A 26,115-nucleotide genomic window follows, 5' to 3' on the forward strand; every position below is an offset into this window, starting at 1 on the left:
CACTTTCTTTTATGCAATTGACGTGCCAATTCTGCACATATACAATTTCCATAAACAATATTTTTATTTGTAAAAATAATTCAAATTTATAGTAAATAGGTGTATTATTTTTTTATCACTGTCAAAATTTTTATACATAACGGGAGGATATTATGGCATTTTCATTTCCGACTATACAAGAGTTTTTGGAAAGTATTTTAATCGATCATACATGTAGCCTTAATCACATTAAGCAAGTAAACGAAAGGTTTTATTATCTCCCTTCTACTACAGAAGAATATAATTGCGCCATTATTTATGTAGATGACTCATTCGCTGCACTAATTGACGCTTTTTCTTATGAATTAGCTGTTATCATCCTTAACGAAAACGATAAGCCGATATGCTGTATAACTTCTCAGCAAATGATTCCATTTCTTTATAAGTCCTACAATGAACTACAGGCATTTTATGACACCGTAATACTAACAACTGACTCTTCTGTTACAGTCATTGATAGTAAAGAATACGTTCGAACTTGGACAGATGGTGCTGAAAAAATATTTTCAGTCAACCATAATGAAATTATTGGGCAACCGATTACTCGTTTTTTTGATTATAAAGACTTGGAAATTTTACAATCTTTACATGATGGAAAAAGCATAGTCGCTCAGTTCCATCAGCCTCGTCCCGATTTATTCGTATTAATTAATTCAAATCCAGTTTATTGTAATGATGAAATTATAGGAGCAGTCGTTTCAGAAACAGATGTTACAAATCAAGTCGCTTTAAATGAAAAACTATTTAATATGTCACATGAAATGCACCGTTTAGAACAAGAAGTGGCAAAGTATAAAGATGAATCTGATCCTTTCCTTGCGATGAATGGAAAAAGTCCTGTTATACAAAGAACGATACAATTAGCTAGAAAAGTTTGTTCGGTGAAATCAACTGTTTTAATACTTGGGGAAAGCGGAGTTGGAAAAGAAGTATTTGCGAAAGCAATTCATGAAGCAAGTGAAGCAGCGAAGGCGCCTTTTATTTCGATTAACTGCGGGGCAATTCCAGAAGCGTTATTTGAAAGTGAATTATTCGGTTACGAGCGTGGGGCGTTTTCTGGAGCTAATAGTAAAGGGAAAAAAGGTAAAATTGAACTCGCACAAGGCGGTACTTTATTCCTCGATGAGATTGGCGAAATGCCGCTCGATATGCAAGTAAAACTGTTACGTGTACTACAAGAACGAAAGTATTACCGAGTTGGCGGAGAAAAAGAAATTAATATTGATTTCCGCATTATCGCTGCTACAAATCGGGATTTACAAGAAGAAATGAGAAAAGGAACTTTCCGAGAAGATTTATATTATCGTTTAAATGTAGTTAGCCTGCATATTCCACCGCTGCGTGAAAGACGAGAGGATATTATCGAACTCACATACTCATTCTTAAACGATTTTTCAATCAACTATAACAGACCAATTCGTGACTTACCTTCAAGCATTATGCATGAACTGCTTCATTACAATTGGCCAGGTAATATTCGCGAACTTCGAAACGTTGTTGAACGACTTGTGGTATTTGCGACAGACGGAATTATAAAACAAGAATATTTACCATTTCATACAACCGAAAATTTAGACAATCATACAGCTCATTCCCTATTACTCAGCAACAATAATACAATCCTTTCTTTACAAGAAGAGATGGATGAGCATGAGAAAAAAGTTATTGAAAGGGCTTTACGAATTTTAAATGGGAATAAATTAGAATGCGCAAAACAACTTGGCGTAACCAGGGCTACTTTATATAACCGTTTAAAAAAACTTGGACTTCAATAAAGAAGCAGTATGCACCGATTAGGCGTTTACAGGTAGCTCTCTCTCCCTCCTCTATATTGGCATGATTTTTGCATATATAATTTGTGCAAACCGAACTAGAGGAGGAATACACATGACCAATAAAAACAACTTAATTGTTTGTCGTTGTGAAGAGGTTACATACGGACAACTTCAATCGACAATTGCTGAATATAACTGCTCGGCAAGAGAATTAAAACTAAGGACACGTGCTGGCATGGGATTTTGCGGTGGTCGTACATGCAGAATAATGATAGATCGAATGATTGAAAATGTGAATCCTGACGTAACTCTTAATGAACTACCGTTAAAATATCAACCACCAATACGTGCAGTTACTTTTGGATCGGTAGGTGAAAGTAAATGAGTAGAATTACACATCACCCTATTTTAGGTACTTTACAAAGTAGTGAGCGTATTACTTTTCAATTTAACGGTCATCAATACGAAGCATATGAACATGAAACGATAGCTGCTGCCCTGTTAGCAAATGAAATACGGACATTAAGAGTTCATGAAGATAGCGGGACACCGCGAGGTATTTATTGTAATATCGGGCACTGTTCTGAATGCCGCGTAACAGTAAATAATCAAACAAATGTACGTGCATGCTTAACTGTTGTAGAAGAAAACATGGTTGTTGAAAGCGGGAAACAGCATCCGAATATCGTGAGAGAGATGGTGAAAAAACGATGAGTGATGTAATTATCATTGGTGCAGGACCAGCGGGATTATCTGCTTCTATCTCTTGTGCTCGTTTCGGACTAAAAGTGCTCGTTATTGATGAATTTATGAAGCCGGGTGGGAGATTGTTAGGACAGTTGCATCAAGAGCCTACTGGAGAATGGTGGAACGGAATAGAAGAATCGAAGCGACTTCATGAAGAAGCAGAATCACTTTCAGTACATATTAGGTGCGGTGTTTCGGTCTATAATTTAGATAAAGATGAAAACAATTGGTTTGTACATACTAATATCGGTACGTTAGAAGCACCGTTCGTACTACTTGCTACTGGTGCTGCGGAATATTCTATTCCCCTTCCAGGCTGGACACTTCCAGGAGTGATGTCAATTGGAGCAGCTCAAGTTATGACAAATGTTCATCGCGTGCAAGTTGGAAAAAAAGGAATCATTATTGGTGCTAACATTTTGTCTTTCGCCATTTTAAGTGAATTGCAATTAGCGGGAATTAAAGTAGATCATATTGTACTCCCTGAAAAAAGCGAGTTAAGTCAAAAAGCTGGTGAACCTGAAGAAGTTTTAAACTCTCTTTTAAATGCAGCACATCTCGCTCCTTCTGCTATTTTACGAATAGGTAGCCACTTTATGAAATATGATTGGATTCGAAAAGCTGGATTAACATTCTATCCAAACAGCGGAATGAAAATAAACGGAACGCCACTTCACCTTCGGAAAGCAGCTCTTGAAATTATCGGAACAGATCAAGTTGAAGGTGTACGTATTGCTAATATTGACTCTAAAGGAAATGTTATTAATGGATCCGAGAAAATATATGAAGCAGATTTTGTTTGTATTGCTGGGGGATTATACCCACTTGCCGAACTTGCAGCTGTAGCTGGTTGTCCCTTCCATTACATTTCAGAATTAGGCGGACACGTTCCTCTCCATTCCGAAACAATGGAAACCCCTCTTCCTGGTTTATTTGTAGCTGGCAATATTACAGGCATTGAAAGCGGAAAAATTGCGATGGCGCAAGGAACTGTTGCAGGTCTATCAATTGCTAAATATGCAGGTGAAAAACATGATATAGTCGACCAACAATTATATCACGCCATGCAAAACGTTCACTCTGTTCGTCAAAAAGCTGCAATTCAGTTTAATCCGATGGTAGATATCGGTAGACGAAAGATGAATGAAATTTGGCGTGATTATTCTTCTACATATGCACATACTAAAAAGAGCTGCTGATATTATTCTCAACAGCTCTTTTCTCTACTCATCTGAGTTATTAAATCTCGCTAATGCGTAAATACCTTCTTCATCATCTAATTCAAGTTGTAATCTCGCTGCGAATGAATTGACATTATATTCTCTGTCAAGCAATAAGCGTAATGCTTCGATTAAGTTTGCTTGAATTAAAATTTGCTGGCGACCATTTACCTCTACTTCCGCAGAGAAACCGTAGTCATCGTCATACATGAGTTCAACTAACACTTCTTCTGGACCCACTTGTCTTTTTTCAGCTATATATACGCAAAGCGCATTTATTAATTCTTGTTCAGAAATTTTTATTGTTTCCATGCTACTTCATCTGCCTTCTTTTTACGTTGGTCTTTGAAGTATTTAAATGCACGAACTGCTAACATTACGATACCAGCCATTACTAACATATTTACCATAAACGCTAATACAGAACCAAGAGCTCCCATATTTGCAAATAAGCTACCCATTAGTAAACCACCAAGACCACCTAGTAATAAACCTTTCATAAAGCTTCCTTTATTACTTTTTGGTGCTGTGTTTGTTGCTTTCGTTTTTGAATCTGGAGTCGTTTTTTGAGAATTTACATTTGAGTCTTTTTTGTTTAAATCAACTTTTGACTTTTGACCTGAACTTGGTGTAAATGATTTTTTACCAGATTTGTAACTTTTCGCTGCCGCATGATCTACGAACATAAAGCTGCTAGCCCCAAAGATAACCATAAATGCTGTCATTACTGCTACAAGTTTTTTCAACATATTATATCCATTCTCCTTTTATATAGATATATGTGAAATCTATCTTTCTAGTAAATTCAGAATGATAGATTTGTTTTTAAGAACATTTTAAAGGTTCTTATGAACTTATTATATGAACTTTTGTCGAAATATGCAAGTATTATTTACTTCCGACAGTTTGGTGACAAAGGAAAATTTAAGCAAAACAGAATTGACTTTAAATGAAACAAAACATATTATAAGTTCATAAGAACTTTTTATTATTTTGGAGGTGAAAAGATGGAAACATTTCATCTCACACGAAACGAAATGGCTACCCTTCTTCTATCACTAAGAGGATGGAATACGAAAAAGCCTCTCGGTATTTTACAAGAAGCTTGGGCAAAGTCACATAAAAAAGATATTGAAAGCGGACAAAGCGTTACAGCTTTTATTACTACCGCACTTTCACCTATTTTTGAAAAGCTGATTAAAATTGACGATACTGATGTCGGTTTTTCTTTAAATGAAATAGTTGCGCTTGGCAATCAGATTGAAAACACAAGTTTCTCTGTAACTGCTATGCAAAACTGGGTGAAACGAGATATAAAAGAAATGATTGGCTCTCCTCAAAAGGGGAAAAAATATTCAATTGAACAAGCAGCCTTACTATTTATTGTCGAAGATTTAAAAACAGCACTTGATTTTGAATCCATTCGTAAGCTATTACGCCTTATTGTAAATGACCCAGCCGATCGAAGTGATGATTTAATCAATCCTGTTCATTTATATGTAGCATACTCTTCTCTATTTGAAGAACTCAATCAAGGGAATTGCTTACAATTAAATGCAACAGATACCGTTCATACAATTGAAAACATCGTAAAAGAAAAAGCTGATAAAATCGCAAGCAAGTTCGATCAAATTAATAACGAACAACGCGAAGCAATTCGTAACGCTATTATTATTGCGACCCTTTCTGTACATACCGCATATGTACAAATGTTAGCAAAACGTTACGTAACAGCAACTTTATTTTTACAGAACTTAGATGTGAAGCCTTAAAAAATAGGAGCAGAAATGCTTCTATTTTTTTATAACGGAAACAAGCAACCATCTGTTCCAAATATACAACAAATGCTTGCTTGATTTATTTAAATTTAAGTTTCATTTCATATAAAGCCGTAGTATTACGCATATCTACAAGTAGTGTCATTTAAGGTTCCATATATCCCTCTAACCCTCATTACATTCAGAATTAACTGTTTTTTACCGTGCTATTTTCTCATTCTTAATTCTATGCATATCATACACTTTCACTTCATTCTCTATATATGATTTTACTTTTTTAAATTCAGCTTTCTCATAACAACGAATTGCCCTTTTGTTGTCTTCCCTTACCTGTAATACAACTGCTTGTATATCGGAATCTAAAAACGATTTACTTATGAAATACTTTGTAATTTCTGTTCCAAGTCCTTTTGAATATAAATTCGAAACGCCAATAAGAATAGAGTATTCCATCACATAGGTATCATCATATTTCGTCTTTTTTAATCCGACTCTTCCTATTACTTCATCTCTCACTATTATTACATGATAACTTGCATAAGTCCGCGCTAATTTTTTAGTCCAATACTCCCGAAGTTCTTCTATTGTATATCGCTTAAATGGTTTCACATCTGCTATGTTATGTAATTCTTCGTCGTTATACCATTCTAATATAATTGGTAAATCATCCAATTCTAGAAGACGTTCTTTCCAGTTCACATTTCCACCCCATCTATTTTATGTTTTCAAACCAATTTAAAAAGAATATGCATATTCTTTTTTAGGTAACCTTACTATCGCTTGAATAAAAGAGGATTTTTCTACAATATCCTCTAACTGCTCCTCACTATAAACGTAAATACCACCTACATATGAACTGTACGCCTTTTTCTCAGTTATTATCGCTAAATTGTTATTTTCCTTTTTAAAATCACCCTCCACTCCTTTTTGAAATGATAAACTTTTAGTTGGTGAAACATAAAGTTGAATTAAAGATACTATTTCAACATCATCTGATTTTGCAAAGCACTGTATTTCATTTAAAATTATTTCATCTTGTAACGGAAGAAAGTCTTCTACTTCTAACTTCTCTCCTTTATGAAAAAAGTTTTGAAGTTCAGGAGTATAGAACGAAAGATTTTTCTCCTCTATCATTTTAAAAATTGTTTGCAGCAATATGTCTTTTCTTATCACAAACGGGTGGCCAAATCCATTATTGTAAAGCCCTTCTTTCATTTTCATTAATTGTTCGATGAAGGGGATTCCCGATTCTTCAATAACAAGTTTACCGTCAATTAAACGCATGTTAACAATCAATTCTTCTATCTGTAAACCTTCTAATTCAAGCGATGAGTAATATAAATCTCTATTCCAAAAATCTAATTGATCCATTCCTAATGAATTAAATAAGAGCTCATCTATAATTGGAAAAACTCCATCTTCTGTTAAAGCTTTCGTTACATTATCTAATAATCTAGGTGTTTGATTTAAAATCGTACGTATTTCTTCGTCCTCTTGAATGATTCGTACCGTCCACTCACCATGATCTTCACCCGATATTTGCTGAAAACAATGTGAATATGGCCCATGTCCAACATCGTGTAAAAGGGCTACAGTAGATACTAGCTTTCGTTCATATTTCGATAAATGTATGTCACCAATCTCAGTAAGATGTTCTATCACTTTATTTACTAGCACATATACACCTATCGAATGTTCTTCTCTTGTATGTATTGCGTTCTCATGTAAAAAATAAGTATGTCCTTGTTGTTTAATATACGCCAACCTTTGAAATGCTTTTGCATCTATCAATCGAAGGATATCTCTATCACGAATAGAGATTGGTCCATAAATCGGATCTGTAATATACATACGTTCTCCTCCTATTTTTGTAAATGAAAGACCTATACCATTATACTTAATTTTCAGTCTATTATCATTGATATATGAGAAATTTTTAATAACCTTTTCATTAACCCTTCATGAAAACGCGGCTTATATCCTTTACTATAATACTTATAAGAGACATAAAAGAATTGAAATAGCAATCCCCTATGTAAATAAGGTATAATCTACATATAGTGAACCTTTTATGTCATTAAATAAATGGTTCTTATACTCAAAAATTCATAAACTAGAAGGTGCAACAATGTTAAGTAGTTTTATTCATTCAGTATTAACGTTTTTTGAAGGATTAGGTTATTGGGGCATTATGCTTGGACTTATGATTGAGATTATCCCAAGTGAAATTGTCCTTGCTTATGCAGGATACTTAGTATTCAATGGAAGTATCTCATTTATAGGTGCTGTTGTATTCGGTACAATTGGCGGTGTTATTGCCCAAATCTTTATTTATTGGCTTGGACGATACGGCGGACGACCTATATTAGAACGTTATGGAAAATATATTTTCATACATAAAAAACAAATAGATGCTGCAGAAGATTGGTTTAATCGTTACGGAACTGGCGTCATTTTTACAGCACGCTTCATTCCAGTAGTGCGTCATGCGATTTCAATTCCTGCTGGTATTACAAAAATGCCTTTACTACGTTTCACTACATTAACAGCACTCGCAATCATCCCTTGGTCCATCATTTTCATTTATCTAGGTGAAAAACTAGGCGAAAACTGGGAGAATATAAACGATATTGCTGGTCCGTATGTGAAATCATTTGCAATTGGTGGCGTCGTACTTATACTTTTATACTTCGTTATAAAAAAATGGACAAAAAAGCGCAAAAATCTTGCTTAAGAATATAATAAAAACCGCTATAAATTCATTCGGAATTATAGCGGTTTTCTATTTATATATGAATTAATCTCCAGGAATTATATAACACCTTTCCATCTACATTTACATGGATAAGCAACCATTCGATCATTCCTTTCGTATATTATCTCAAAAAGGAGTGATTCCCCTATGCATTGGCAGCAAAAAATACCATACTTAATCGGACGCCCTATCGGTATTTCCTTCATAAATGGGCAAGGAACTTCAGGTGTATTATGTTCAGCGCATGATGGGCAATTATATGTGTATGAATACCTTTATCAAGCCCAGTTCGCAATGAAACATTATGATTATAGACAGGTTCAAGATATACATGCATTCCCAAATTGTCCTCACCAAAATCCTCTATACTAAAAAAATCGGAACGGCTCATAGCCATTCCGATTTCTATACTTTATTTCTCAGAATAAAATTTCTGCACTGCTTCATCAAAATAAATCCAACCTTTCCAGCCTAAATGAATCGTATCTTTTAAGAAATACTTATCATATTCATGACCAGAGAAATCAACTACTGGATATCCTGCTTTCTCAACCTGTTCTCGAACTTTATTATAATACACTTCACGGCGTTCTTTCGGGAAGCCAGTATAATCATACCAAGGCCCATTTACAGGTACAGAAATAAAGAGTGGTTTGACATTTTTCTCTTTAAATAAATCTAAAATAATTTGTAAATCATCATATTCTGGTGATTCATCATATGTTTCATTTGCTCTAAAGTTTTTTAAACCTTTTAGTTTTTTCTTCAGATTATTCTTATGATAATACGGATTTTCAATTCCGAATGTATTTGTAGTAGACTCAGCTTTCCCTTCTTGTTCTGCGTGTTTACGTGCGTCTTCCCAAGAAATTGAACGAAGCCCGCTATTGGTTTTCTCTTTCATCGGTTCGATTTTAAATAAAGAGTTAAATAAATCTCTATGATCTAAAATATTTCGATACATATAAGCAAGTGGTTTAACTAAACCTGCTTTTATGTTATGTTTCGTATCATTATATACAATACCTTCTAATGAATTTTTTAATATATCATCTTCTTGAACAACTTTATAATCTAATAGCCGTTTCGCGATTTGCTTCTTCATTTCTGGATTTATCTCATCATTAAAAATAAAATGATATGCTTGTTGTTTGGAGAAATTATTAGTGAAATCCCCTTGTGAGACACCAGTCTTTGTAAACCATTGTGGTGAAAGAACAAAGACTACTTTTTTACCTTCTAATTCATCCATAGTAGATGTCATATTTAAAATATGAGCTAAACTTTGTGTACCGCCAGTTCCAATTAAAAACGGTGTAAAACCAGCTGGATTTACTTTGAAATAATTAGACGGATGATATGCATCCATTCGTAAAAATTCTGATGAACCGTACATCGGTAAATACTGTGAATTCTCTAACATTTTTTGCTGTAAGAAAACACTTTGTAATTTCTCTTTTTGTAAAGAAGTTGCCGCATCTTCTACCTTCTTATCACTAATAAGCGATACTAAACTTTTCGATGGGATTAGAATGATAATGAAAAAAAGCACACATGCTAAAATTATAGGACCAAAAGCATGCTTCATTTTCATCTTCTGTCCCTCTTTCTATCGTTATTAAATTGTAACCCTTGTTTTTGACACGTCATCTTTTCTCTCCTTTGTCTCTATACATGTTCCATTCTATTTATCTATTATATACATGTATGTATTTCCTTCCTTGTTCTATTAAGCCCTATATAAATAGCGCAAGAAAATGTTTCCATAGAAACATGTTAATTATACAAGATTCTACATAAATTTCACACTGGAATTTTAGTAATAATTTTATTTTTTAACAATAAAAAAACATATGAAATGTCTAGAATTCTTCGGATGATGTATGAAGTTCAAAATATGATAATAAACGCCCGCTATGATTAACTTCATGAGTATATATAAACCCGAGCTTTCGTAAAAGTTTTTTCGAGCTCTCATTTGCTACTTTAACTCTAGCAATTATTCTTGTTACATTCAAAGTCTCTATTGCATATTTAATGGAAGCCTCTGCTGCTTCTAATGCATACCCATTCCTCCAATGTTCTGGGTCAAGGAGATACATAATTTCTATTGCACCTGTTTCATCTACCTTTCTTAAACCACAATGTCCTAAAAGCTTTCCTGTTTCACTATTAAATAACAACCATACCCCGAAGTCATACTGTTCCCAATGTAAGATAAGTTGCCCAATATAATCATTTGTTTCTTCCTTCGACATTCCTCTTGATTTAGCCAACCATTTGCCAACAGTATCTTTTTTTAATATGTTATAAAACTGATTAATATCTTCTACAATTGGTTTCCTCATAAATAATCTTTTTGTATAAATTACTTTCTCTTCTTCAAACATAGACATCATTTCCCCTCCAAATACTGTTTACAGACTAATAAATTATACCATGAACTATTTTTCTAACTTTAAATAAGAAAAACAGACTATCACATACATGAAGTCTGTTTCTCCATTCTTTTATTTTTGTACATCTGCCCATTTTAAACTTGTAGCTGGACCAAATTGATGTACATATAAATCTTTCACATATGGTTTTTGTAAGTAAGATAATCCGCGCTGGAATACCGGTGCAATTACTGCATCATCAAGTAGCATTTTTTCAGCATCTTGCATTGCTTTCCAGCGAGCCTTTTCATCATTACCTAATTCTGTTTTAATCTTCTTAATTAACGCATCATATTCTGGGTTTGCATATTCTGTATTATTGACGCTACTTCCAGAAAGGAATACTTCTAAGTAAGTCATTGGATCTGGATAATCTGGTAACCAGCGTGATAACGACATTTCATATTCTTTCTTCTTCTCAAGTGCTAATTTTTGCGTATGTGGTTGTAATTTCACATTCACTTTTAATCCTGGTAAGTTTTTCTCAAGCTGCTCTTTAATGTACTCTCCAACTTTTTTAAAGTTTTCCAAGTCATAATTTAATAGTTCTAACGTCACTTCATTTGTACCTGTCTCTTGTTTTGCTTTCTCCCAATATTCCTTCGCCTGTTTTACATTTGTCTTATTAAACTCACCAGCCGTACTTCTAAAATCTTTCTTATCTGGGCCCTTTAAAAATCCTTTTGGTACGTAATAGTTTGCTGCAACCGATCCATCATTTAAAAATGAATCTGCGAGTCCCTTCTTATCAAAAACTGTACTTAGCGCAAGACGTGCATTTTTATTTTTAAGAATCGGTACATTTTCATTAAATCGGAAGAAGTACATAACTGGATCTGTATATTGTTTTAACTCTTTATTATTTTTATATTTATCTACGAATTCTGTAGAAATAACAGCTCTATCAACTTTATCTGTTTCATATAAATTTACCGCAGTTGAAATTTCTTTTACAATTTGATAGTTTACTTCATCTAACTTCACTTCTTTTTTATCCCAATACTTATCGTTTTTCTTCATTGTAAAGCTAGCTTCATGCTTCCACTCTGATAATGTAAATGGTCCATTATATACCGCTTTATTTGCTTCTAATCCGTATTTATCACCTTGCTCTTTCGCATATTTTTCGTTAATTGGATAGAAGGATGGTAAAATTAATAATTTCGTAAAATACGGTACAGGATGTTCTAGCTCTACGACGAATGTTTTATCATCCTTCGCTTTTACTCCTAATTCATCTAGACCTAGTTGTTTTTTATTTATCTTCTCAGCGTTTTTCACATCGTACGCAATGTATGCATATTGAGAAGCGGTATCTGGATTAATCAATTGCTTCCAAGCGTATACGTAATCATGAGCGGTTACTGGATCTCCGTTAGACCATTTCGCATCACGCAATTGGAATGTATATGTCTTTCCATCTTTACTCACTTCATATTTTTGTACGCCTGCCTCAATTACTTCATCATTTTTCGATAAACGGAATAGTCCTTCCATTACGTTATTTAAAACGTTAAACGAGACTGCATCTGTTACTTTTCCTGAATTTAACGACGGAATTTCACCCGTTTCTAGTAACTGCAATACTTTCTTCTCATCTTTCGGCTTTGTTGCAGTTTTTTCTTTTGCGCAGCCAACTAAAAATGAAGAAGCTAATAGAGTACTAACTAATGAGTAACGAACAATTTTTTTCATTTGAAAACCCCCTCTATTTTTAAGGTAAGTAACGACGTGCACTAGCGTATTCTTCTATATATCCTGGTGTATTTAGCGGTATAATCTCTACCGACCTTTCAGCTCTTGGTGAGTGAATCATATTGCCATCACCAATATACATTGCAACGTGATGGACACTACCTTTCCCTTGATCATGTGCAAAGAAGATTAAATCTCCCTTTTGTAAGTTTTCTTTATCAACTGCAATTCCTGCTCTTGATTGCGGTCCAGAATCTCGCGGAATTGTAATGCCGTGCGATTTATAGATCGTATGCGTGAAGCCAGAGCAATCAAATCCAAAACCACTTGTACCAGCCCATATATACGGTAAACCTAAAAACATTTTCCCTGTGTTAATTAAATCATCAGCTGTCGGTTTTGGAATATCAGTTTGAGAACGGTAAACTGTTCCATCATTTTTTCGTAGCCATGCTTTCTGACCATTTGGCAACAATACACGGTATGAAATTGTGTCTTCACTTAATAGCGGCAGTCTTGTATTATAACTGACTTCAAGTGATTTATGTTTTTCAGAAGGATTTATATATAAAATCGCTGTTGGCTTTGTTATTAACACAAAAGGTTCATTTGTTTTATCTGCAAATTCTTGATTATATGTTAATTGCTTTTCAGGCATCCAGCCCGGATAACCTTCTTCATTTCGTGGTGTTGGCTGTCCATGCACTAATACCTTCACCCACTCGCCTTTCTTATCAATAACAGTTACTTCTTGACCGAGTAACGCTTGTGTTTCTAATTTATTTGCATTTGTTAACCATAGTTTCTCGTCAAGTGTCATTGATTTCGTCCATTTCCAAAGATCCACTGGATTTGTTGCACTCGGTGTATCGATTGACCTTAATGAATCAGGTGCTGTCCATAACGTTGCAGCAGATACATCTATAAATGCTTTATTATCCTTCTTTTCTTCAGCATTTGCCGATGTAAACGATGAAAATATAAATAAAGTTGTTAAAAATGCAGTTCCTACTTTTTTCATATATATCCCCCTTAAAAAAATAGTTTACTAGTCTCTTCTCCTAAGACTTACTATTCACTGTTGATTGAAGGTTTACCTTTGATCCAGAATAAGTCATTCCTTCTGGCTCTTCCATTAACCAAAGCGGTGCATCAAGATCAAAATAATGTATATTAGGATGTGCTGCCGCTAAATGTGCAACAGCGCTAACGGAAAGTGAAGATTCCATCATGCTTCCCACCATACACTTCACACCAGCCGTTTCTGCGATATCTGCAATACACCGTGCTTCACGTATGCCACCACATTTCATTAATTTAATATTAATTAAGTCTGCGTATCTTCCTTGAACGAGCTTTAATGCATCACTTGCTGAAAATATACTTTCATCGGCCATAATTGGCGTTTGCACACGATCTTTGACGTACTTTAACCCATCCCAATCTTTCGCGTGTACTGGTTGTTCAATAAATTCTATATTTAAATTACGATTTTCCATCTCTTGAATGATAGAGATCGCTTCTTTTGGACTCCAACCTTGATTCGCATCTAAACGTAATGTCGTATTTCTTGGTACCACATTTCGAATTGCCTCAATACGTTCCAAATCTAAATGCGCCTCTTTACCCACTTTAATCTTTAATGTTTGAAATCCTTTTTCTATATGTTTCTTCGCTTCTTTTGCCATTAATACAGGCTCATCCACACTCACTGTAATATCGGTATAAATTTCTTTCTTCCCGCCTAACAATGCATATAACGGCACATTTTGATATTGGCAATATACATCATATAAAGCGATATCTACCGCTGCTTTCGCACTTGAATTTCCAATACAACTCATTTGAATGCGCTGTAGTAACTGCTGAAACTGAATGATATCTTGACCAATTAAACATGAACGCATCGGTCCTAAAATCGCTTCTTCCATTCCACTGGTGAAATCACCCGTAATAACTGGCGTTGCGGCTGCAGCCCCCTTACCAATCACTCCTTCGTCTGTATGAATATAAACATCTATACTTTCAATTTCTGTTACAGTACGAAGCGCGGTTTTAAACGGTGTATGAAGTTTTATACGTCTACGATTTACTTTTACGTCTGTAATTTTCATTTTGTTCATCCTTTCGTTCTCCAATGAAGTGAAATCTTAATCCACCGGAAATTTATACCCACAGATTATTAGGTAAACCTATTGAGCATTTACTCTCCTATCTCTCTACTTTGCTTTTGATGTAGGACTTTAATGTGGAATAAAAAAATCCAGCCATAAGAATGATTCTTACGGCTGGATTTTGTCTATGATTGAGTAGACAAAGCAGCAATCTGATTATATTTTTTCTGTGCATCTTTTAGCGCTACAAGTAACGCTTTTTGAGAAGAACCGAAATAACGGTTCTTCACTTCCATTACTAACGCTGGGTCATTTATATTTTTATGTAAAAATAAATATTTAACAAATTGAGATGTTAATGCAATTGTCGCTGAGCAATCTGCATCTACAATTTCCCCTGTATCCTTAACAAGTACAAATGCTACGAAATAGCTTTTAAACTTTTCAGTAATGGGATTATTTTGAGGTGCTTTCGCATCCCCTACGATATAAATTGTATTTGAAGCGTACACAGCTATCTTCCTTTCTTATACGAGGATAACGGGTTTCTTAATAGTCGTATGAGCGAGGAACTCAACGTTGATTAAAAAATGTATCCGCATACCTTGTATTATAATATAATTGACAGAATTTTAACAACATTTATTTTAGTGCATATTCCATATTTATGCAAATAGCTTAAACTCTTCATTTTTACAATATGTGATTGTTCCTTGTACCATGACATTCATACATAAAAAGCTGCACCTCCAATTGTTAGACGGTGTCTAACAATTGGAGGTGCAGTTCAATGGCTAACTGTTTTTTTATTACTTTGGCATCACAAATATAGTTTCATTTGACTTAGAAAATTGATACTCTTTTCTCGCAAACTTCAAAATTTCTTCTTCATCGTCTGTTAAATTTTCTATGTTAGTCTTTAAAGAACCTTTATCTTTCTTTAAAGATACTAATTGTTTCTTTTGATCCGTAATCATATCTTTCTTTTTATCAATTACTTCTTGTTGTTTCGTTAAAATATATTGAACGTACAGAGTAGTTGCCGCAATAAAAAGGACCATTAAAATAAGACGCCTTAACTTCTTTTTATTTATCTTACGCTTGTCACTAGGTTGTGATGATTGCTCTGGTATATTAGGAACATTTACTCGTTTGAGTTTCCTCATTCAAATCCCCCTAACCCATATTTTTCACTACCATCGGCACGTTTTCTTACTAAACTAAATTCTATTCTTATAAAATAAACTCCTTCACAAAAATATCCCATAAATTAACCAATTAAAGATAGCATTCGACGACATTTCCATATTTACATCGAAATTTTTTATGTATGCTGCTATAAAATAGTAGTTTCTGTAATTCTTTTTCTACTATTGTAGAAGAGTTTTTTTACACACAAAATTCCTTCCCCACATATCCATGTTATAACATGCTTACAAGGAGGGGAAATATGCATTACCGCACATTAGGTAAAACTGGAATAACTGTTTCTGAAATAGGTTTTGGGGCATGGGCAATCGGTGGTGATGAATGGGGACCTGTTAACGATAAACAATCTATAACTGCTATAAAAAAAGCAATTGAGTGTGGTGTGAATTTTATTGATACTGCGGATGTGTATGGTTTAGGACATAGTGAAAAGTTGGTAGCTACCGCGATTAAAGGACATCGTAATAATATTATCCTATCAACGAAAGGTGGTTTAATCGGACACCACTACGATCCTAATGGAGTTCCTGTATATGATACTCCCGAAAAAATCATCGCCGTATTCGAAACAAGTTTACAACGTCTTCAAACAGATTATATTGATCTTTATTTTTGTCATATTTGGTGGCATAATCGTAGAGAAACAGAAGCATTTCTACGTGCATTTGACATATTAAAACGTGATGGCAAAGTAAGAGCAGTCGGTGTTTCGACTCATGATTTACAATACATTCATCATTTCAATAAAAACAACGAAATTGATATCGTACAACTTGATTACAATATATTAAATCGAAAACCAGAAAAAGATATATTACCATTCTTACAAGAGAAAAATCTAGGAGCTATTATTCGTGGTCCATTAAAAATGGGCATTTTAACTGGAAAATTCACAAATAAAACAATTTTTCCAGATGGAGATTTACGCAAAGAATGGCCAAATGAAACTTGGTTTCAAGAAGACTTACAAACCGTAGAAAAACTTAGGTTGCTCTCAAATAAAAATCAGACCCTCGGGCAACTTGCACTTCGCTATGTACTCTCTCATCCGGCAGTAAGTGTTGTAATTCCTGGTGCGAAGTCAGGAACGCAAGCACAAGAAAATGCATATGCATCTGTTCGCCCTATTTTGAGTGATGAAGAGCTTAACTATATTCATTCAATATAAAAAGCCCAATCCGGGCTTTTTAATTTGGCAAACTAATATCATACTCCATTCGCTTCGCTGTGTCCTCCGCAACATGCACACCTAACAAGTTTTTCACAATATGAAATGCCATATTAATTCCAGCTGAAATTCCGGCAGATGTTATAATATGTCCTTCATCTACAAACTTTACATTTTCTATAACTTCAACATTTTGAAACTCATTTTTAAACTTTTCAATACTAGCCCAATGTGTTGTTGCTTTTAAACCTGCCAATAAACCTGCTTTCGCCAGTAATAGCGCTCCTGTACAAACTGACGTCATCAGCTTTACTTCTTTCATTTGCTGGCCAATCCATTTTATTACTATTTCATTTTTTATTTCATATTCTCTAGCACCTAGCCCACCCGGAATTATTAAAATATCCACTGGTGGTAAATTTTCAATACTATAATCTGGCTGTACCTTCAATCCGTTCCTTGCTGTAATCATTTCCCCATTCTCGCTAACGGTATAAACAGTAAATGGTTTTTCTTCATTCACCTCAGTTACAGAAAAAACTTCAAATGGCCCTGCAAAGTCTAACACTTCTACTTCATTAAATAAAAATATACCAACACTCCATTTATTCATCATAAGTTCACTTCCTGTTTCAAATGATGTAATAGATGATCATATCCTTTTTCTAATGCAATATCATACGCTGTTTTCCCATCATATTTCTTTATCATCTTATTAGCTCCATTTTTAAGGAGTAACATAATTATTTCTTCATTTCCTAATAATGCCGCTTCGTGAAGTCCTGTCCAGCCACCACTTTGCATAATATTTACATCTGATCCTTTTTCAATTAAGAAAGCAACAAGTTCACTTTGCTTGTTCGCAATTGCTGCTTGCAAAGGCGTATTTTCATTTTCGTTTTTCGCTCTACTATGTATATCTGCACCGCTTTCTAAAAGAAAACTCGCTATTTCTTTCTGTCCAAAATAAGCTGCTAAATGAAGTGGTGTCCATCCATCTTCACTACATTCGTTAACAATACTTGGACTCGCCTTTATAAACTCCACTACTTTTTCCTTATGACCACTTAAAACAGCTTGTGCTATTGATTGTAAATGCTCCATAATAATCTCCTATCCTTCAAAATATTTAAGCATCCCCTTCTACATGTTCTATTAATTATTACATTTTCCTTTTAAAAACTTAAGTTTACATAATAATATTATAAATCACTTTTGTACTAAATGTTGAATAGCAATAATGTTAAAAATAATACCTTTAAACAATAAAGACTATGATTTCATTAGAGTTACTGAAAAAAGCAATTAAAAAAAACTATACACATAGTTTTCATCATATTTGTTCAGTTGCATGAACTAAAACAGGTAATGTTTATTCTGCTATTCATACTTTCAACATATCAAATAATATTATTCCAATAAAAAAACAATCCATTTTAAAAATGGATTGTTTTTTTATTTCTGTTTTATGCGGTTTATTTTATTTTAGTATTTTCAATGACGAAATAATTACACTTACAAAAATGAAATACTACTATCTTAGCCCCTCTTATAGTAAGTTTTTCGTTTGAAAACCAAAAACACATTTTCGCCTTACGATTAAAAAACATATGTAAAAATCTCTAAAACAGCTGCCTTATCATACTAATCTATAGCAATTCTGTCTTCTTCCCTTACCTGTTTCCTTTAACACATACGATTTTAAAACAAGCGCCGTTAATGAATCTGTTAATGTTTTATATGATAAATTCGATAATGCCAATAGATCGTTCGTATATAACATTCTATGCTTCTCTAATAATAATAGTACTAATCGTTCAGACGGTTTTAATGCCTCATCACTTTCTAGTATAAAGTCTATATTTTTCATTTCTCTAATTACTACTCCTTATATAAAAAATACTTTAGGTGCTAATTTAATATAAAAATAATACATAACAAAATTTGAAATATATTAAAATAACATTGTTTTAAAACACTATTATACTATAACATATAATTCTTCAAAAACTACATTTAAAAACGGTTAGTCATTCTCTAAATATGAATGACTAACCGTCTTCCAGCTTCTTCTCAATTAACATGTTTTACCTTAAATATTTCTTGCAATATGCGGCTTACTGTAATGACTTGTTCCACCGCCACCTACAACTACTTTACCGCCTTTTTCGAAAATTAATAATTTACTTGAACCATCTGCAAGAAGTACTATTACTTCAGCATTATTACTTGTTGCTATATAAATTACATAACCACTCTTTGATATACAAGTTTCCCAATTCGCATCAAATTCTGATCTTACTACACGATTTGAATACACTTGATTTTCAATTCTACCTTGTTCTTCGTTTTCCAAATTTATTCTCCCCTCTTCCCTGAATAGTTATATATATTAAAATAGCAGTCCTGTTTAAAATAGTGACCGATTTTAACATAAATAGTATATGTAGTTAGTAGGAGAATGCTTGGACAATGGAAACCAGACAGTCGATTTTGTATTGACTGCCTTGTTTCCATAGATAGTTCTCTATTTTTCGTTTCGCAGAGCTTCAAAAGTAATCATTTGCTTTGCATTTGACGGTTCTTTTTCATAAACATATTCAGCAGAGCAAGTAATGTTAGAGAAACCTATACTTTCTAAAAGGAGTTTAAACTCTACTATTCCATACCAGCGCAGCGCAAAACGTTGTAACTCTGTTTGTACTAGCTGTCCTTTACTCCACTTTTCATATTTCAAATATGATACAGTAACTTGGTTCAGCCAATCTATTTCAATTGATTTATTTTCTAATGTGATTCCGTCTCCACTCGGCAAAGAAAAAGTCGATGTATGAATTTCCCCAGTCTTCCAGTCATGCGGAAGCATAATATCTACGATTAATCGTCCGCCTGGATTAAGATGTTCATAAAAACATTTCAATGCGTTTATAGAATCCACACGATTTTCAATTAAACAAAAAGATCCAGTAGGAATGATAATTGCCTCATATTTATGCGGAATTGAAAATTGTTGCAAGCTTCCTTCATACAAATTAGGATGTAAGCCTCTCTCTTTACACCGCTTACGGCAAGAATCAAGCATTTCAGGTGAATAATCTATCCCATCCACTTTAAAACCAGCCTCTAGAAGCGGAATGATGACACGCCCTGAACCTACTGCAGCTTCGAGAATTCTACCTCTACAATCTTTTAAACGTTCTTTGTAATACTCAATATCACCATTTAAAGAATAACCGACTGGTTTTGTGTAATCATACAGTTCCGTACAAAGTGTACTATAAAAACTAAACATTTATTTTCTCCTCCGTTTTTACGTACGGAAGATTCCAATTCAACTAATCTTCCTGTACCTCTAAATTTAATGCGCTTTCGAAAGAGCTGACTGTCATAATATATCACTCACTTTCCATAGAATATAATGATATTGTATTACATAACCTTCCAATTTGAAATATAAAATTAAAAATTCAGACTACAAAACAAAAAGCTTACTTTAGTAAGCTCTTTGGAAAAAATATTTATTTCACAATCGGCAATGTCACTTCACTTAATTTCACTGTAAGTTTCGTGTCCGCTTTCGGTCTAATTGTATAATCATAGTCGCTAGCAATTAAAACGACCCCTATTTGATGTCCCGCTTTAAAGACATAATCATCTGGCTGCATGTCCCATATAAATGTATAATCTTTGCCCGGTTGAATCGCTGTTGAATCTTCTATATTATTCAAGTTTTGTGGATCCATCCAGCCCCTCGTTACGATTTCCGGCTTCGTTCCTCCATAGTCAACAAGTAATGCTGTTAAATTTGATACAGATCGATCAATATTTCCTGTAATTGAAATCTTTGGTGTACCACTTATGCGTGTATCTTTTTGCAGTACAGGCATTGTATATACTAATCGATTGGCTACTTCTAATTCTGGGTTTGCTACTAATTGATTTGATTTCATTTGTGCATCATCTAAGAATGAGAAAACTTTATTAGCCGATCCCATACTTAGTGGAAAATTGACTGATTTATTACTTAAATACATACGGATTTTTGAAGGTACAGCCGCTGGATCTGGCCAATTTTTTATCTTTTGCCACGATTTATTTTCTCTTTGCACATCAACCATTGGTTCATCCATAATTCCATTTTCAATTCCGTACAACCAATAATCTAACCATTTATTTTGTGTTTGCTGCCAGTTATTACTTGATGTCCCACCATGACCACCTTGGTGTAGCCACATTTTACGAGGTACATGATTTTCTCCGAGTGCATCCCACCATTGCGCGAACTGCTTCGTCTTAACATTCCAATCATTTAAACCATGAACAACAAATACGCTTGCTTTTACATTTTTAGCATCTTTTACATAATTGCGTTTATCCCAAAAATCATTATAATTACCTGTTTTTCGGTCTTGTCCAGCCGTTAACTCTTTTATAACTTGTCCGCAAACTTCAGGATTTTCCCTTGTCAGTACTGCTTCTGCCATATTATCTGTATCTTCTCCTTGATATCCGCCTGGCGCAATTACTGCACCATTTGCACGATAATAATCATACCAACTACTAATTGCTGCGATTGGAATAATTGTTTTTAAACCTTCAACTCCAGTAGTCGCAACAGCATTTGGTAGTGTACCATTATAAGAAACTCCAGTCATACCTACATTTCCTGTAGACCAATTTGCCTGAACTTCCTCACCCTGTTCTGTAAATGCTTTCGCGCGACCGTTTACCCAATCAATAACAGACTTTGTACCGAGTATTTCTTGTTCATCTCCAGTTGTAGGGCATCCATCTGATTTTCCAGTACCGATACTTTCGCCTAGAATAACTGCATAACCTCTTGGCACGTAATAGTTCCCATACGAACCAAGATTAACCGCTCCATACGGTTTTCCTTCATACGCATACAATTCTTCATCTACATTATATACAGGAACATCTTTTAATCCTGATCGATATGGACTCATTTCATAAATAACAGGAACCTTCACATTCGAATCTGTCTTTGGACGCATAACTTTTATCGATACTCTGTCTTTCTTACCGTCGCGATCACTATCAACTTCTGTCTCTACATATAAATTTTCGATAATGGCTTCATCGAGAGAATAAATCGGCTTTGTCATCCCATTTTCTAATTCAATTTTCGTATTTTTAGTCTCTTCTTTCTTCTCTGCATGCACATCCATAGTAAAGCTAGGTATAATTGTTGCAGATAGCATTGCTGACAGTGTAATTGCCATTTTCTTTTTACTCAAAATGTTCCCTCCCCTTATTCGTTCTCTTTTACTATATAACAAAATAACTGAAAATTCAGTTTTATTTTTATATAATAGTTGAGAAACTCAAAGATTTCTTATTAAGTAAAATTCAATACAGGTGTGAAAGTATTTTCCCACTCCCAGCTTCTATATAAAGTGAGCCCTCACCAATCGGGCGTTTACGGGCAGCGGGGCCCCCACCTAACTTCTTTGCTTCCGCTGAATCTTGAGTTTTGGGGTCTTACTGCCCGGCAAATAGCCGGAAAAATAGAGAAAAAGACAACCGATATTTCTATCGATTGTCTTACATTCCATTTATTATTTTTCTAACTCTTTAAAGGTATCTTTCAAGTCTTTATCAGATACTTTTATATCTGCATTTTTAAGCAGATCTCTAGTAACTTGTTGATGGAATTGAGGATCTTGTATACGTTGCTGTTCTAATTCTTTACGAATATTCTCTTTCTCTTCCTCATATGGTTTAAGCTCTTTTTTATCCGTTAGCTTAATAATATGATATCCGAAAGAAGATTTAACAGGTTCACTCAATTGACCAACTTCTAGCTTATATGCAGCATCCTCAAATTCTTTCACCATCATACCTGGTCCAAATTCAGATAGTTCTCCACCTTTTTCTTTAGAACCTGGATCCTCTGAGTATTGTTTAGCCAATGCCGCGAAATCTTCGCCACTATTTAATTTTTCTTTAATTTCTTTTGCTGTCTTTTCATCTTTCACTAAAATATGGCTAACTTGAAGCTTTGGCTTATAGTGATCTTTAATATCTTTTTCCGTTACGGTTGCTTTAATAGCTTTTTCAAAAGCGAAAGTAAGCTTTAATTTCTCTTTCAACTGATCTTCATTTTTCACACCATTAGATTCCATATATGTATTAAAATTATCGCCCATCTTGTCTTTTAATTCTTTCAGTTGTTTCGTTACCTCTTCATCCGTAACTTTATATTTATCATTTAATACTTTCTCTACTACCATTTCAGATAAATTCTGTTTACCATAGTTTTCTTTTAATTTTTTGTTAAAATCACTTTCTGAAATGCTTCCTGATTTTGTAGTTACAATATTATCTGATGAACCACATGCAGATAAAGATAACGTCATCCCCATTAAAATGCTACCAATTACTAATTTCTTTCTTTTCAAATCCGAATACCTCACTTCATTAAATTCAAATGTAACTATGTAAATATAACGTTTCCCTGTGAACTTCACGTGAATTTAATGAAAGTAGAACATTTGCTAATTCTCCATTTAATACATCAATTTTGAAAATTATGGTGATTCATCCTGTATCGCTAACCTCTAAAGCTGCAAAAAGGACTAAATTTTCATTAGTCCTTTTTCACATTTATATAAAATTGAATTTCCCCATTTATAGAGGAAACTCCATATTCAAAACCATGTCTTTCTAAAATACTTTTCACTATCGCTAGTCCTAATCCTGTACCTGATTTTTCTTTACTACGAGAAGATTCTAGTACGTAAAAAGGCTCCCAAATTTTCTCGATATCTTTAATTTTATCCGTATGAATGCCATTTTTTATTTGAAAATATATACTTTTATTTCTATCTTCTAAAGTAATTATTATGCTTTGATTTGCTGTATATTTTATTGCATTAGAAATTAAATTTTGAAATACCATTCTCATTTTATTTAAATCTGCATAAACGATTGTATCACCCGTATTACAGTTTACTTGTAAGTCAATTGCTTTCGAATCCAGGTCAATCTGATGCTTATCTAATATACTCTGGACCAGTGGTTCAATGGGGAATTCTTCTTTTTGTAAAATATCTCTTTCTAGTTTAGAAAATCGTAATAGTTCTTCAATTAAGTTTGATATTTGATCTGTTTGTTTAATAATTGTATCTACGTAAGTCCCATCATCTAATCCATCTTTAATCCCCATAGAGTATGCTTTTACTAATGCAATCGGTGTCTTTAATTCATGCGTTACATCACCCATAAATCGTTTTAAATGTTCATTACGATCAGTTAAGTCTTGATGTGCTTCATGTAGTTTTTCACTCATGATATTAATACTATTGGCCAACTCTCCTATTTCATCATTCGTTTTCACTTTCGTTCTTTTAAACTGCAAATGTGAAATATCCTGAGCCACATCACTTAGCTCCTTCAGTGGCGTCGTTATTATTTTTGAAAGTATCCACACAAGTAAAATAATAAGAAGGAGCGAGAAACATACGATGTATAAGTAAAATGTATTTAACGTATTTATAATTTCATTTGAATTCGCAATGGAAGTCCCAATTAAAATTATCGTATCATCTTTCGCAATATATTTAGCAAAAAAACTCGCTTTTACCTTTCCTTGATCGTACAATTTATTCGATTGCCCTTCCGTCTTCACTTTCATAACTTCGTCTTTCGTAATCCAAAGCTTATTTAAAGTTACTTTCTTTTTCGTAAGTTGCATGCGTAACGCTTCGTTCATAGCATCTTCTGACTGATTAATTGGCGTATACGCAATTGTAACGTTGTTTTCACTTTCAATTGTATGAATAACATCCTCTATATTTTCCACTGTTGTATTTTGTATTTGTGTTGTAAATTTATTTAAGTTTTCACGTGTTTTATAAATATTATAGTTCGGTAAGAGATTGTTAATGAATAATAATGAAATCATAAAGATGAGAATAACAGTTGCAGAAATACTTAAAAATAACTTTTTCCCAAGTTTATTCACTTTGTTCCTCCAAACTATAGCCCAACCCGCGATGCGTCTTAATAATATTTTCTCCAATTTTTTTACGCAGCCTTCTTACATGTGTATCAACCGTTCTCTCTTCTCCAAAATAGTCAAATCCCCATACAATATCTAGCAATTTTTTACGAGTTAAAATCGTTCCTTTATGATTTAAAAAGCATTTTATTAATTCGAGCTCTGTTTTTGTAATTTCTAACTCTATATCATTTTTATATACTTTATTTTTGGCGAAATTTATCTTTACATCTTGTACTTGAATAATATCATCATGCTGAATAAGTTTTTTCGCTCGCGTAATTAGTACTCCTGGATGAAATGGTTTTTTCACGTACTCATCTGCCCCGCTTTGAAGCGCAGCTAATTCATCTTCGCTTTCACTTTTCGCCGTAAGCATTAATACTTTTACGCTTGAATTCTTTTTTATTTCCTGACAGACAGTAATACCACTATGTTTTGGCATCATCCAATCCAAAATAGCTAAATCAATTTTTTCATCATAAAATATTTGAAGTGCTTCCTCTCCGTCTTTTGCTAATAAAACTTCGAAGCCTTCTTTTTCAAAATAAGCTTTTAAAATTCTTAACATATCTTGTTCGTCATCTGCAATTAAAACTTTCATATTTTTTCCTCCATTGCTTTTAAACAAAAACCAATTGTATCATACAACATCTTTGTTACATGAATGTGACAGAAAAATATTTAAAGCTTTTGAGGGGATAGTAATGGTGAGGTGAGGTGTTGTATTATGATAAAAAAAATCGGGGTCATTTCTCTTCTTTTATTTCTATTATCAACAAATGCATTAGCAAATACAAATCAACAAATTGAAGTGTTTGATTGTCAAAAAGAAATGGTCATTCAAAAACAATCTTTAGATCCAATAGTCCAAAAAGAAGCAGTTCAATACGCTAAAGCAATTACTGGTCCATTTAAAAACTTAAATGTCGTTCCAAAAGATGGCTATATGATAAAAATCCCATTATCTAAGCCGGTTTCTATTACTAATCAATGGTTACACACTACAATAGACGAAGTACTTATACTGCTCCCACTAAATGAAAAGCCTTATATTATGCTTTATGATGATGAAAATAATCCGCATTTTTATTATGTAAAAGGTAAACCAGGATTATTATTGAAACAAATGAACGTTAAAACGTAATTGACTG

At 33.7% G+C, this 26,115-nt stretch carries 29 protein-coding genes; 9 read left to right on the forward strand and 20 right to left on the reverse strand.

The window, feature by feature from the left end:
• Positions 1-152: 152 nt before the first annotated feature.
• The 4 genes from CQ064_RS28935 to CQ064_RS28950 all read left to right on the forward strand — a co-directional run bounded on the left by CQ064_RS28935 (position 153) and on the right by CQ064_RS28950 (position 3,760).
• A complete protein-coding gene (locus tag CQ064_RS28935; protein ID WP_000885734.1) occupies positions 153-1,814 on the forward strand; it encodes a sigma-54 interaction domain-containing protein in 1,662 nt (553 codons plus the stop codon).
• Positions 1,815-1,926: 112 nt separating this feature from the next.
• A complete protein-coding gene (locus CQ064_RS28940; RefSeq protein WP_000182620.1) occupies positions 1,927-2,199 on the forward strand; it encodes a (2Fe-2S)-binding protein in 273 nt (90 codons plus the stop codon).
• Positions 2,196-2,528, forward strand: coding sequence for a (2Fe-2S)-binding protein (locus CQ064_RS28945; RefSeq protein ID WP_000087063.1), 333 nt, complete (start codon positions 2,196-2,198; stop codon positions 2,526-2,528). Before CQ064_RS28940 ends, CQ064_RS28945 begins: the two co-directional genes overlap by 4 nt.
• On the forward strand, positions 2,525-3,760 hold the full coding sequence (locus tag CQ064_RS28950) for an NAD(P)/FAD-dependent oxidoreductase (protein ID WP_001286083.1): 1,236 nt from the start codon (positions 2,525-2,527) through the stop codon (positions 3,758-3,760). The genes CQ064_RS28945 and CQ064_RS28950 overlap by 4 nt, the downstream gene beginning before the upstream one ends.
• 24 nt (positions 3,761-3,784) lie before the next feature.
• On the opposite strand, the gene CQ064_RS28955 is transcribed toward CQ064_RS28950, so the two are convergent.
• Complete coding sequence (locus tag CQ064_RS28955; protein ID WP_000447762.1) at positions 3,785-4,093, reverse strand: YxcD family protein; 309 nt, start codon at positions 4,091-4,093, stop codon at positions 3,785-3,787.
• The gene (locus CQ064_RS28960; protein ID WP_000914478.1) at positions 4,081-4,530 is read right to left on the reverse strand and encodes a hypothetical protein; all 450 of its coding nucleotides are present in this window, start codon (positions 4,528-4,530) and stop codon (positions 4,081-4,083) included. The genes CQ064_RS28955 and CQ064_RS28960 overlap by 13 nt, the downstream gene beginning before the upstream one ends.
• 258 nt (positions 4,531-4,788) lie before the next feature.
• Here CQ064_RS28960 and CQ064_RS28965 point away from each other — a divergent pair, with 258 nt between their 5' ends.
• Positions 4,789-5,553, forward strand: a complete 765-nt coding sequence (locus tag CQ064_RS28965) for a DUF1836 domain-containing protein (RefSeq protein WP_000447231.1) — start codon at positions 4,789-4,791, stop codon at positions 5,551-5,553.
• 204 nt (positions 5,554-5,757) lie between these two features.
• Here CQ064_RS28965 and CQ064_RS28970 read toward each other — a convergent pair whose 3' ends face one another.
• The gene (locus tag CQ064_RS28970; protein ID WP_001104065.1) at positions 5,758-6,258 is read right to left on the reverse strand and encodes a GNAT family N-acetyltransferase; all 501 of its coding nucleotides are present in this window, start codon (positions 6,256-6,258) and stop codon (positions 5,758-5,760) included.
• A gap of 36 nt (positions 6,259-6,294) precedes the next feature.
• Entirely contained in the window at positions 6,295-7,410 is a 1,116-nt protein-coding gene (locus CQ064_RS28975; RefSeq protein WP_000275986.1) for an HD domain-containing protein, read from the reverse strand.
• 277 nt (positions 7,411-7,687) lie between these two features.
• On the opposite strand from CQ064_RS28975, the gene uptA reads away from it, so the two are divergent.
• Positions 7,688-8,293 carry an undecaprenyl phosphate transporter UptA gene (uptA, locus tag CQ064_RS28980; RefSeq protein WP_000952913.1) on the forward strand — a complete coding sequence of 202 codons (606 nt, stop codon included), beginning with the start codon at positions 7,688-7,690 and terminating at the stop codon, positions 8,291-8,293.
• 168 nt (positions 8,294-8,461) lie between these two features.
• Positions 8,462-8,686 carry a hypothetical protein gene (locus CQ064_RS28985; protein ID WP_000558692.1) on the forward strand — a complete coding sequence of 75 codons (225 nt, stop codon included), beginning with the start codon at positions 8,462-8,464 and terminating at the stop codon, positions 8,684-8,686.
• Positions 8,687-8,726: 40 nt separating this feature from the next.
• Here CQ064_RS28985 and dltD read toward each other — a convergent pair whose 3' ends face one another.
• The 7 genes from dltD to CQ064_RS29020 form a co-directional block, all read right to left on the reverse strand.
• On the reverse strand, positions 8,727-9,908 hold the full coding sequence (dltD, locus tag CQ064_RS28990) for a D-alanyl-lipoteichoic acid biosynthesis protein DltD (RefSeq protein ID WP_000782302.1): 1,182 nt from the start codon (positions 9,906-9,908) through the stop codon (positions 8,727-8,729).
• Between the two features lie 268 nt (positions 9,909-10,176).
• Positions 10,177-10,710 carry a GNAT family N-acetyltransferase gene (locus CQ064_RS28995; protein ID WP_000061617.1) on the reverse strand — a complete coding sequence of 178 codons (534 nt, stop codon included), beginning with the start codon at positions 10,708-10,710 and terminating at the stop codon, positions 10,177-10,179.
• Positions 10,711-10,824: 114 nt separating this feature from the next.
• Positions 10,825-12,447 (reverse strand): peptide ABC transporter substrate-binding protein, encoded by a 1,623-nt coding sequence (locus CQ064_RS29000; RefSeq protein WP_000725188.1) that lies wholly within the window; start codon positions 12,445-12,447, stop codon positions 10,825-10,827.
• A gap of 19 nt (positions 12,448-12,466) precedes the next feature.
• Positions 12,467-13,468 (reverse strand): C40 family peptidase, encoded by a 1,002-nt coding sequence (locus CQ064_RS29005; RefSeq protein ID WP_000755423.1) that lies wholly within the window; start codon positions 13,466-13,468, stop codon positions 12,467-12,469.
• Positions 13,469-13,508: 40 nt separating this feature from the next.
• A complete protein-coding gene (locus tag CQ064_RS29010) occupies positions 13,509-14,570 on the reverse strand; it encodes a dipeptide epimerase (RefSeq protein WP_001038450.1) in 1,062 nt (353 codons plus the stop codon).
• A gap of 176 nt (positions 14,571-14,746) precedes the next feature.
• Complete coding sequence (locus tag CQ064_RS29015; RefSeq protein ID WP_000271314.1) at positions 14,747-15,073, reverse strand: DUF3870 domain-containing protein; 327 nt, start codon at positions 15,071-15,073, stop codon at positions 14,747-14,749.
• A gap of 297 nt (positions 15,074-15,370) precedes the next feature.
• Entirely contained in the window at positions 15,371-15,727 is a 357-nt protein-coding gene (locus CQ064_RS29020) for an FtsB family cell division protein (protein ID WP_001228736.1), read from the reverse strand.
• Between the two features lie 284 nt (positions 15,728-16,011).
• Between CQ064_RS29020 and CQ064_RS29025 the strand changes: the two genes are divergently transcribed.
• Complete coding sequence (locus CQ064_RS29025; RefSeq protein ID WP_000559362.1) at positions 16,012-16,938, forward strand: aldo/keto reductase; 927 nt, start codon at positions 16,012-16,014, stop codon at positions 16,936-16,938.
• 19 nt (positions 16,939-16,957) lie between these two features.
• On the opposite strand, the gene CQ064_RS29030 is transcribed toward CQ064_RS29025, so the two are convergent.
• The 9 genes from CQ064_RS29030 to CQ064_RS29070 all read right to left on the reverse strand — a co-directional run bounded on the left by CQ064_RS29030 (position 16,958) and on the right by CQ064_RS29070 (position 25,565).
• The gene (locus CQ064_RS29030) at positions 16,958-17,554 is read right to left on the reverse strand and encodes a DJ-1/PfpI family protein (RefSeq protein ID WP_000981420.1); all 597 of its coding nucleotides are present in this window, start codon (positions 17,552-17,554) and stop codon (positions 16,958-16,960) included.
• Complete coding sequence (locus CQ064_RS29035; protein ID WP_000400688.1) at positions 17,551-18,042, reverse strand: ankyrin repeat domain-containing protein; 492 nt, start codon at positions 18,040-18,042, stop codon at positions 17,551-17,553. The genes CQ064_RS29030 and CQ064_RS29035 overlap by 4 nt, the downstream gene beginning before the upstream one ends.
• 535 nt (positions 18,043-18,577) lie before the next feature.
• A complete protein-coding gene (locus CQ064_RS29040; RefSeq protein ID WP_000789031.1) occupies positions 18,578-18,808 on the reverse strand; it encodes a hypothetical protein in 231 nt (76 codons plus the stop codon).
• Positions 18,809-19,030: 222 nt separating this feature from the next.
• Complete coding sequence (locus CQ064_RS29045) at positions 19,031-19,294, reverse strand: hypothetical protein (RefSeq protein ID WP_000426646.1); 264 nt, start codon at positions 19,292-19,294, stop codon at positions 19,031-19,033.
• Between the two features lie 171 nt (positions 19,295-19,465).
• A complete protein-coding gene (locus tag CQ064_RS29050) occupies positions 19,466-20,230 on the reverse strand; it encodes a class I SAM-dependent methyltransferase (protein ID WP_000490904.1) in 765 nt (254 codons plus the stop codon).
• A gap of 226 nt (positions 20,231-20,456) precedes the next feature.
• Complete coding sequence (locus CQ064_RS29055; RefSeq protein ID WP_000038296.1) at positions 20,457-22,196, reverse strand: Xaa-Pro dipeptidyl-peptidase; 1,740 nt, start codon at positions 22,194-22,196, stop codon at positions 20,457-20,459.
• Between the two features lie 321 nt (positions 22,197-22,517).
• The gene (locus CQ064_RS29060; RefSeq protein WP_001987511.1) at positions 22,518-23,360 is read right to left on the reverse strand and encodes a peptidylprolyl isomerase PrsA; all 843 of its coding nucleotides are present in this window, start codon (positions 23,358-23,360) and stop codon (positions 22,518-22,520) included.
• A gap of 188 nt (positions 23,361-23,548) precedes the next feature.
• Entirely contained in the window at positions 23,549-24,925 is a 1,377-nt protein-coding gene (locus CQ064_RS29065; protein ID WP_001037238.1) for a sensor histidine kinase, read from the reverse strand.
• Entirely contained in the window at positions 24,918-25,565 is a 648-nt protein-coding gene (locus CQ064_RS29070) for a response regulator transcription factor (protein ID WP_000865979.1), read from the reverse strand. The genes CQ064_RS29065 and CQ064_RS29070 overlap by 8 nt, the downstream gene beginning before the upstream one ends.
• A 126-nt stretch (positions 25,566-25,691) precedes the next feature.
• On the opposite strand from CQ064_RS29070, the gene CQ064_RS29075 reads away from it, so the two are divergent.
• The gene (locus tag CQ064_RS29075) at positions 25,692-26,108 is read left to right on the forward strand and encodes a hypothetical protein (RefSeq protein WP_000591776.1); all 417 of its coding nucleotides are present in this window, start codon (positions 25,692-25,694) and stop codon (positions 26,106-26,108) included.
• The last annotated feature ends 7 nt before the right edge of the window (positions 26,109-26,115 follow it).

Source organism: Bacillus sp. MYb78 (assembly GCF_002975115.1).
Taxonomy (GTDB): Bacteria; Bacillota; Bacilli; order Bacillales; family Bacillaceae_G; genus Bacillus_A; species Bacillus_A cereus.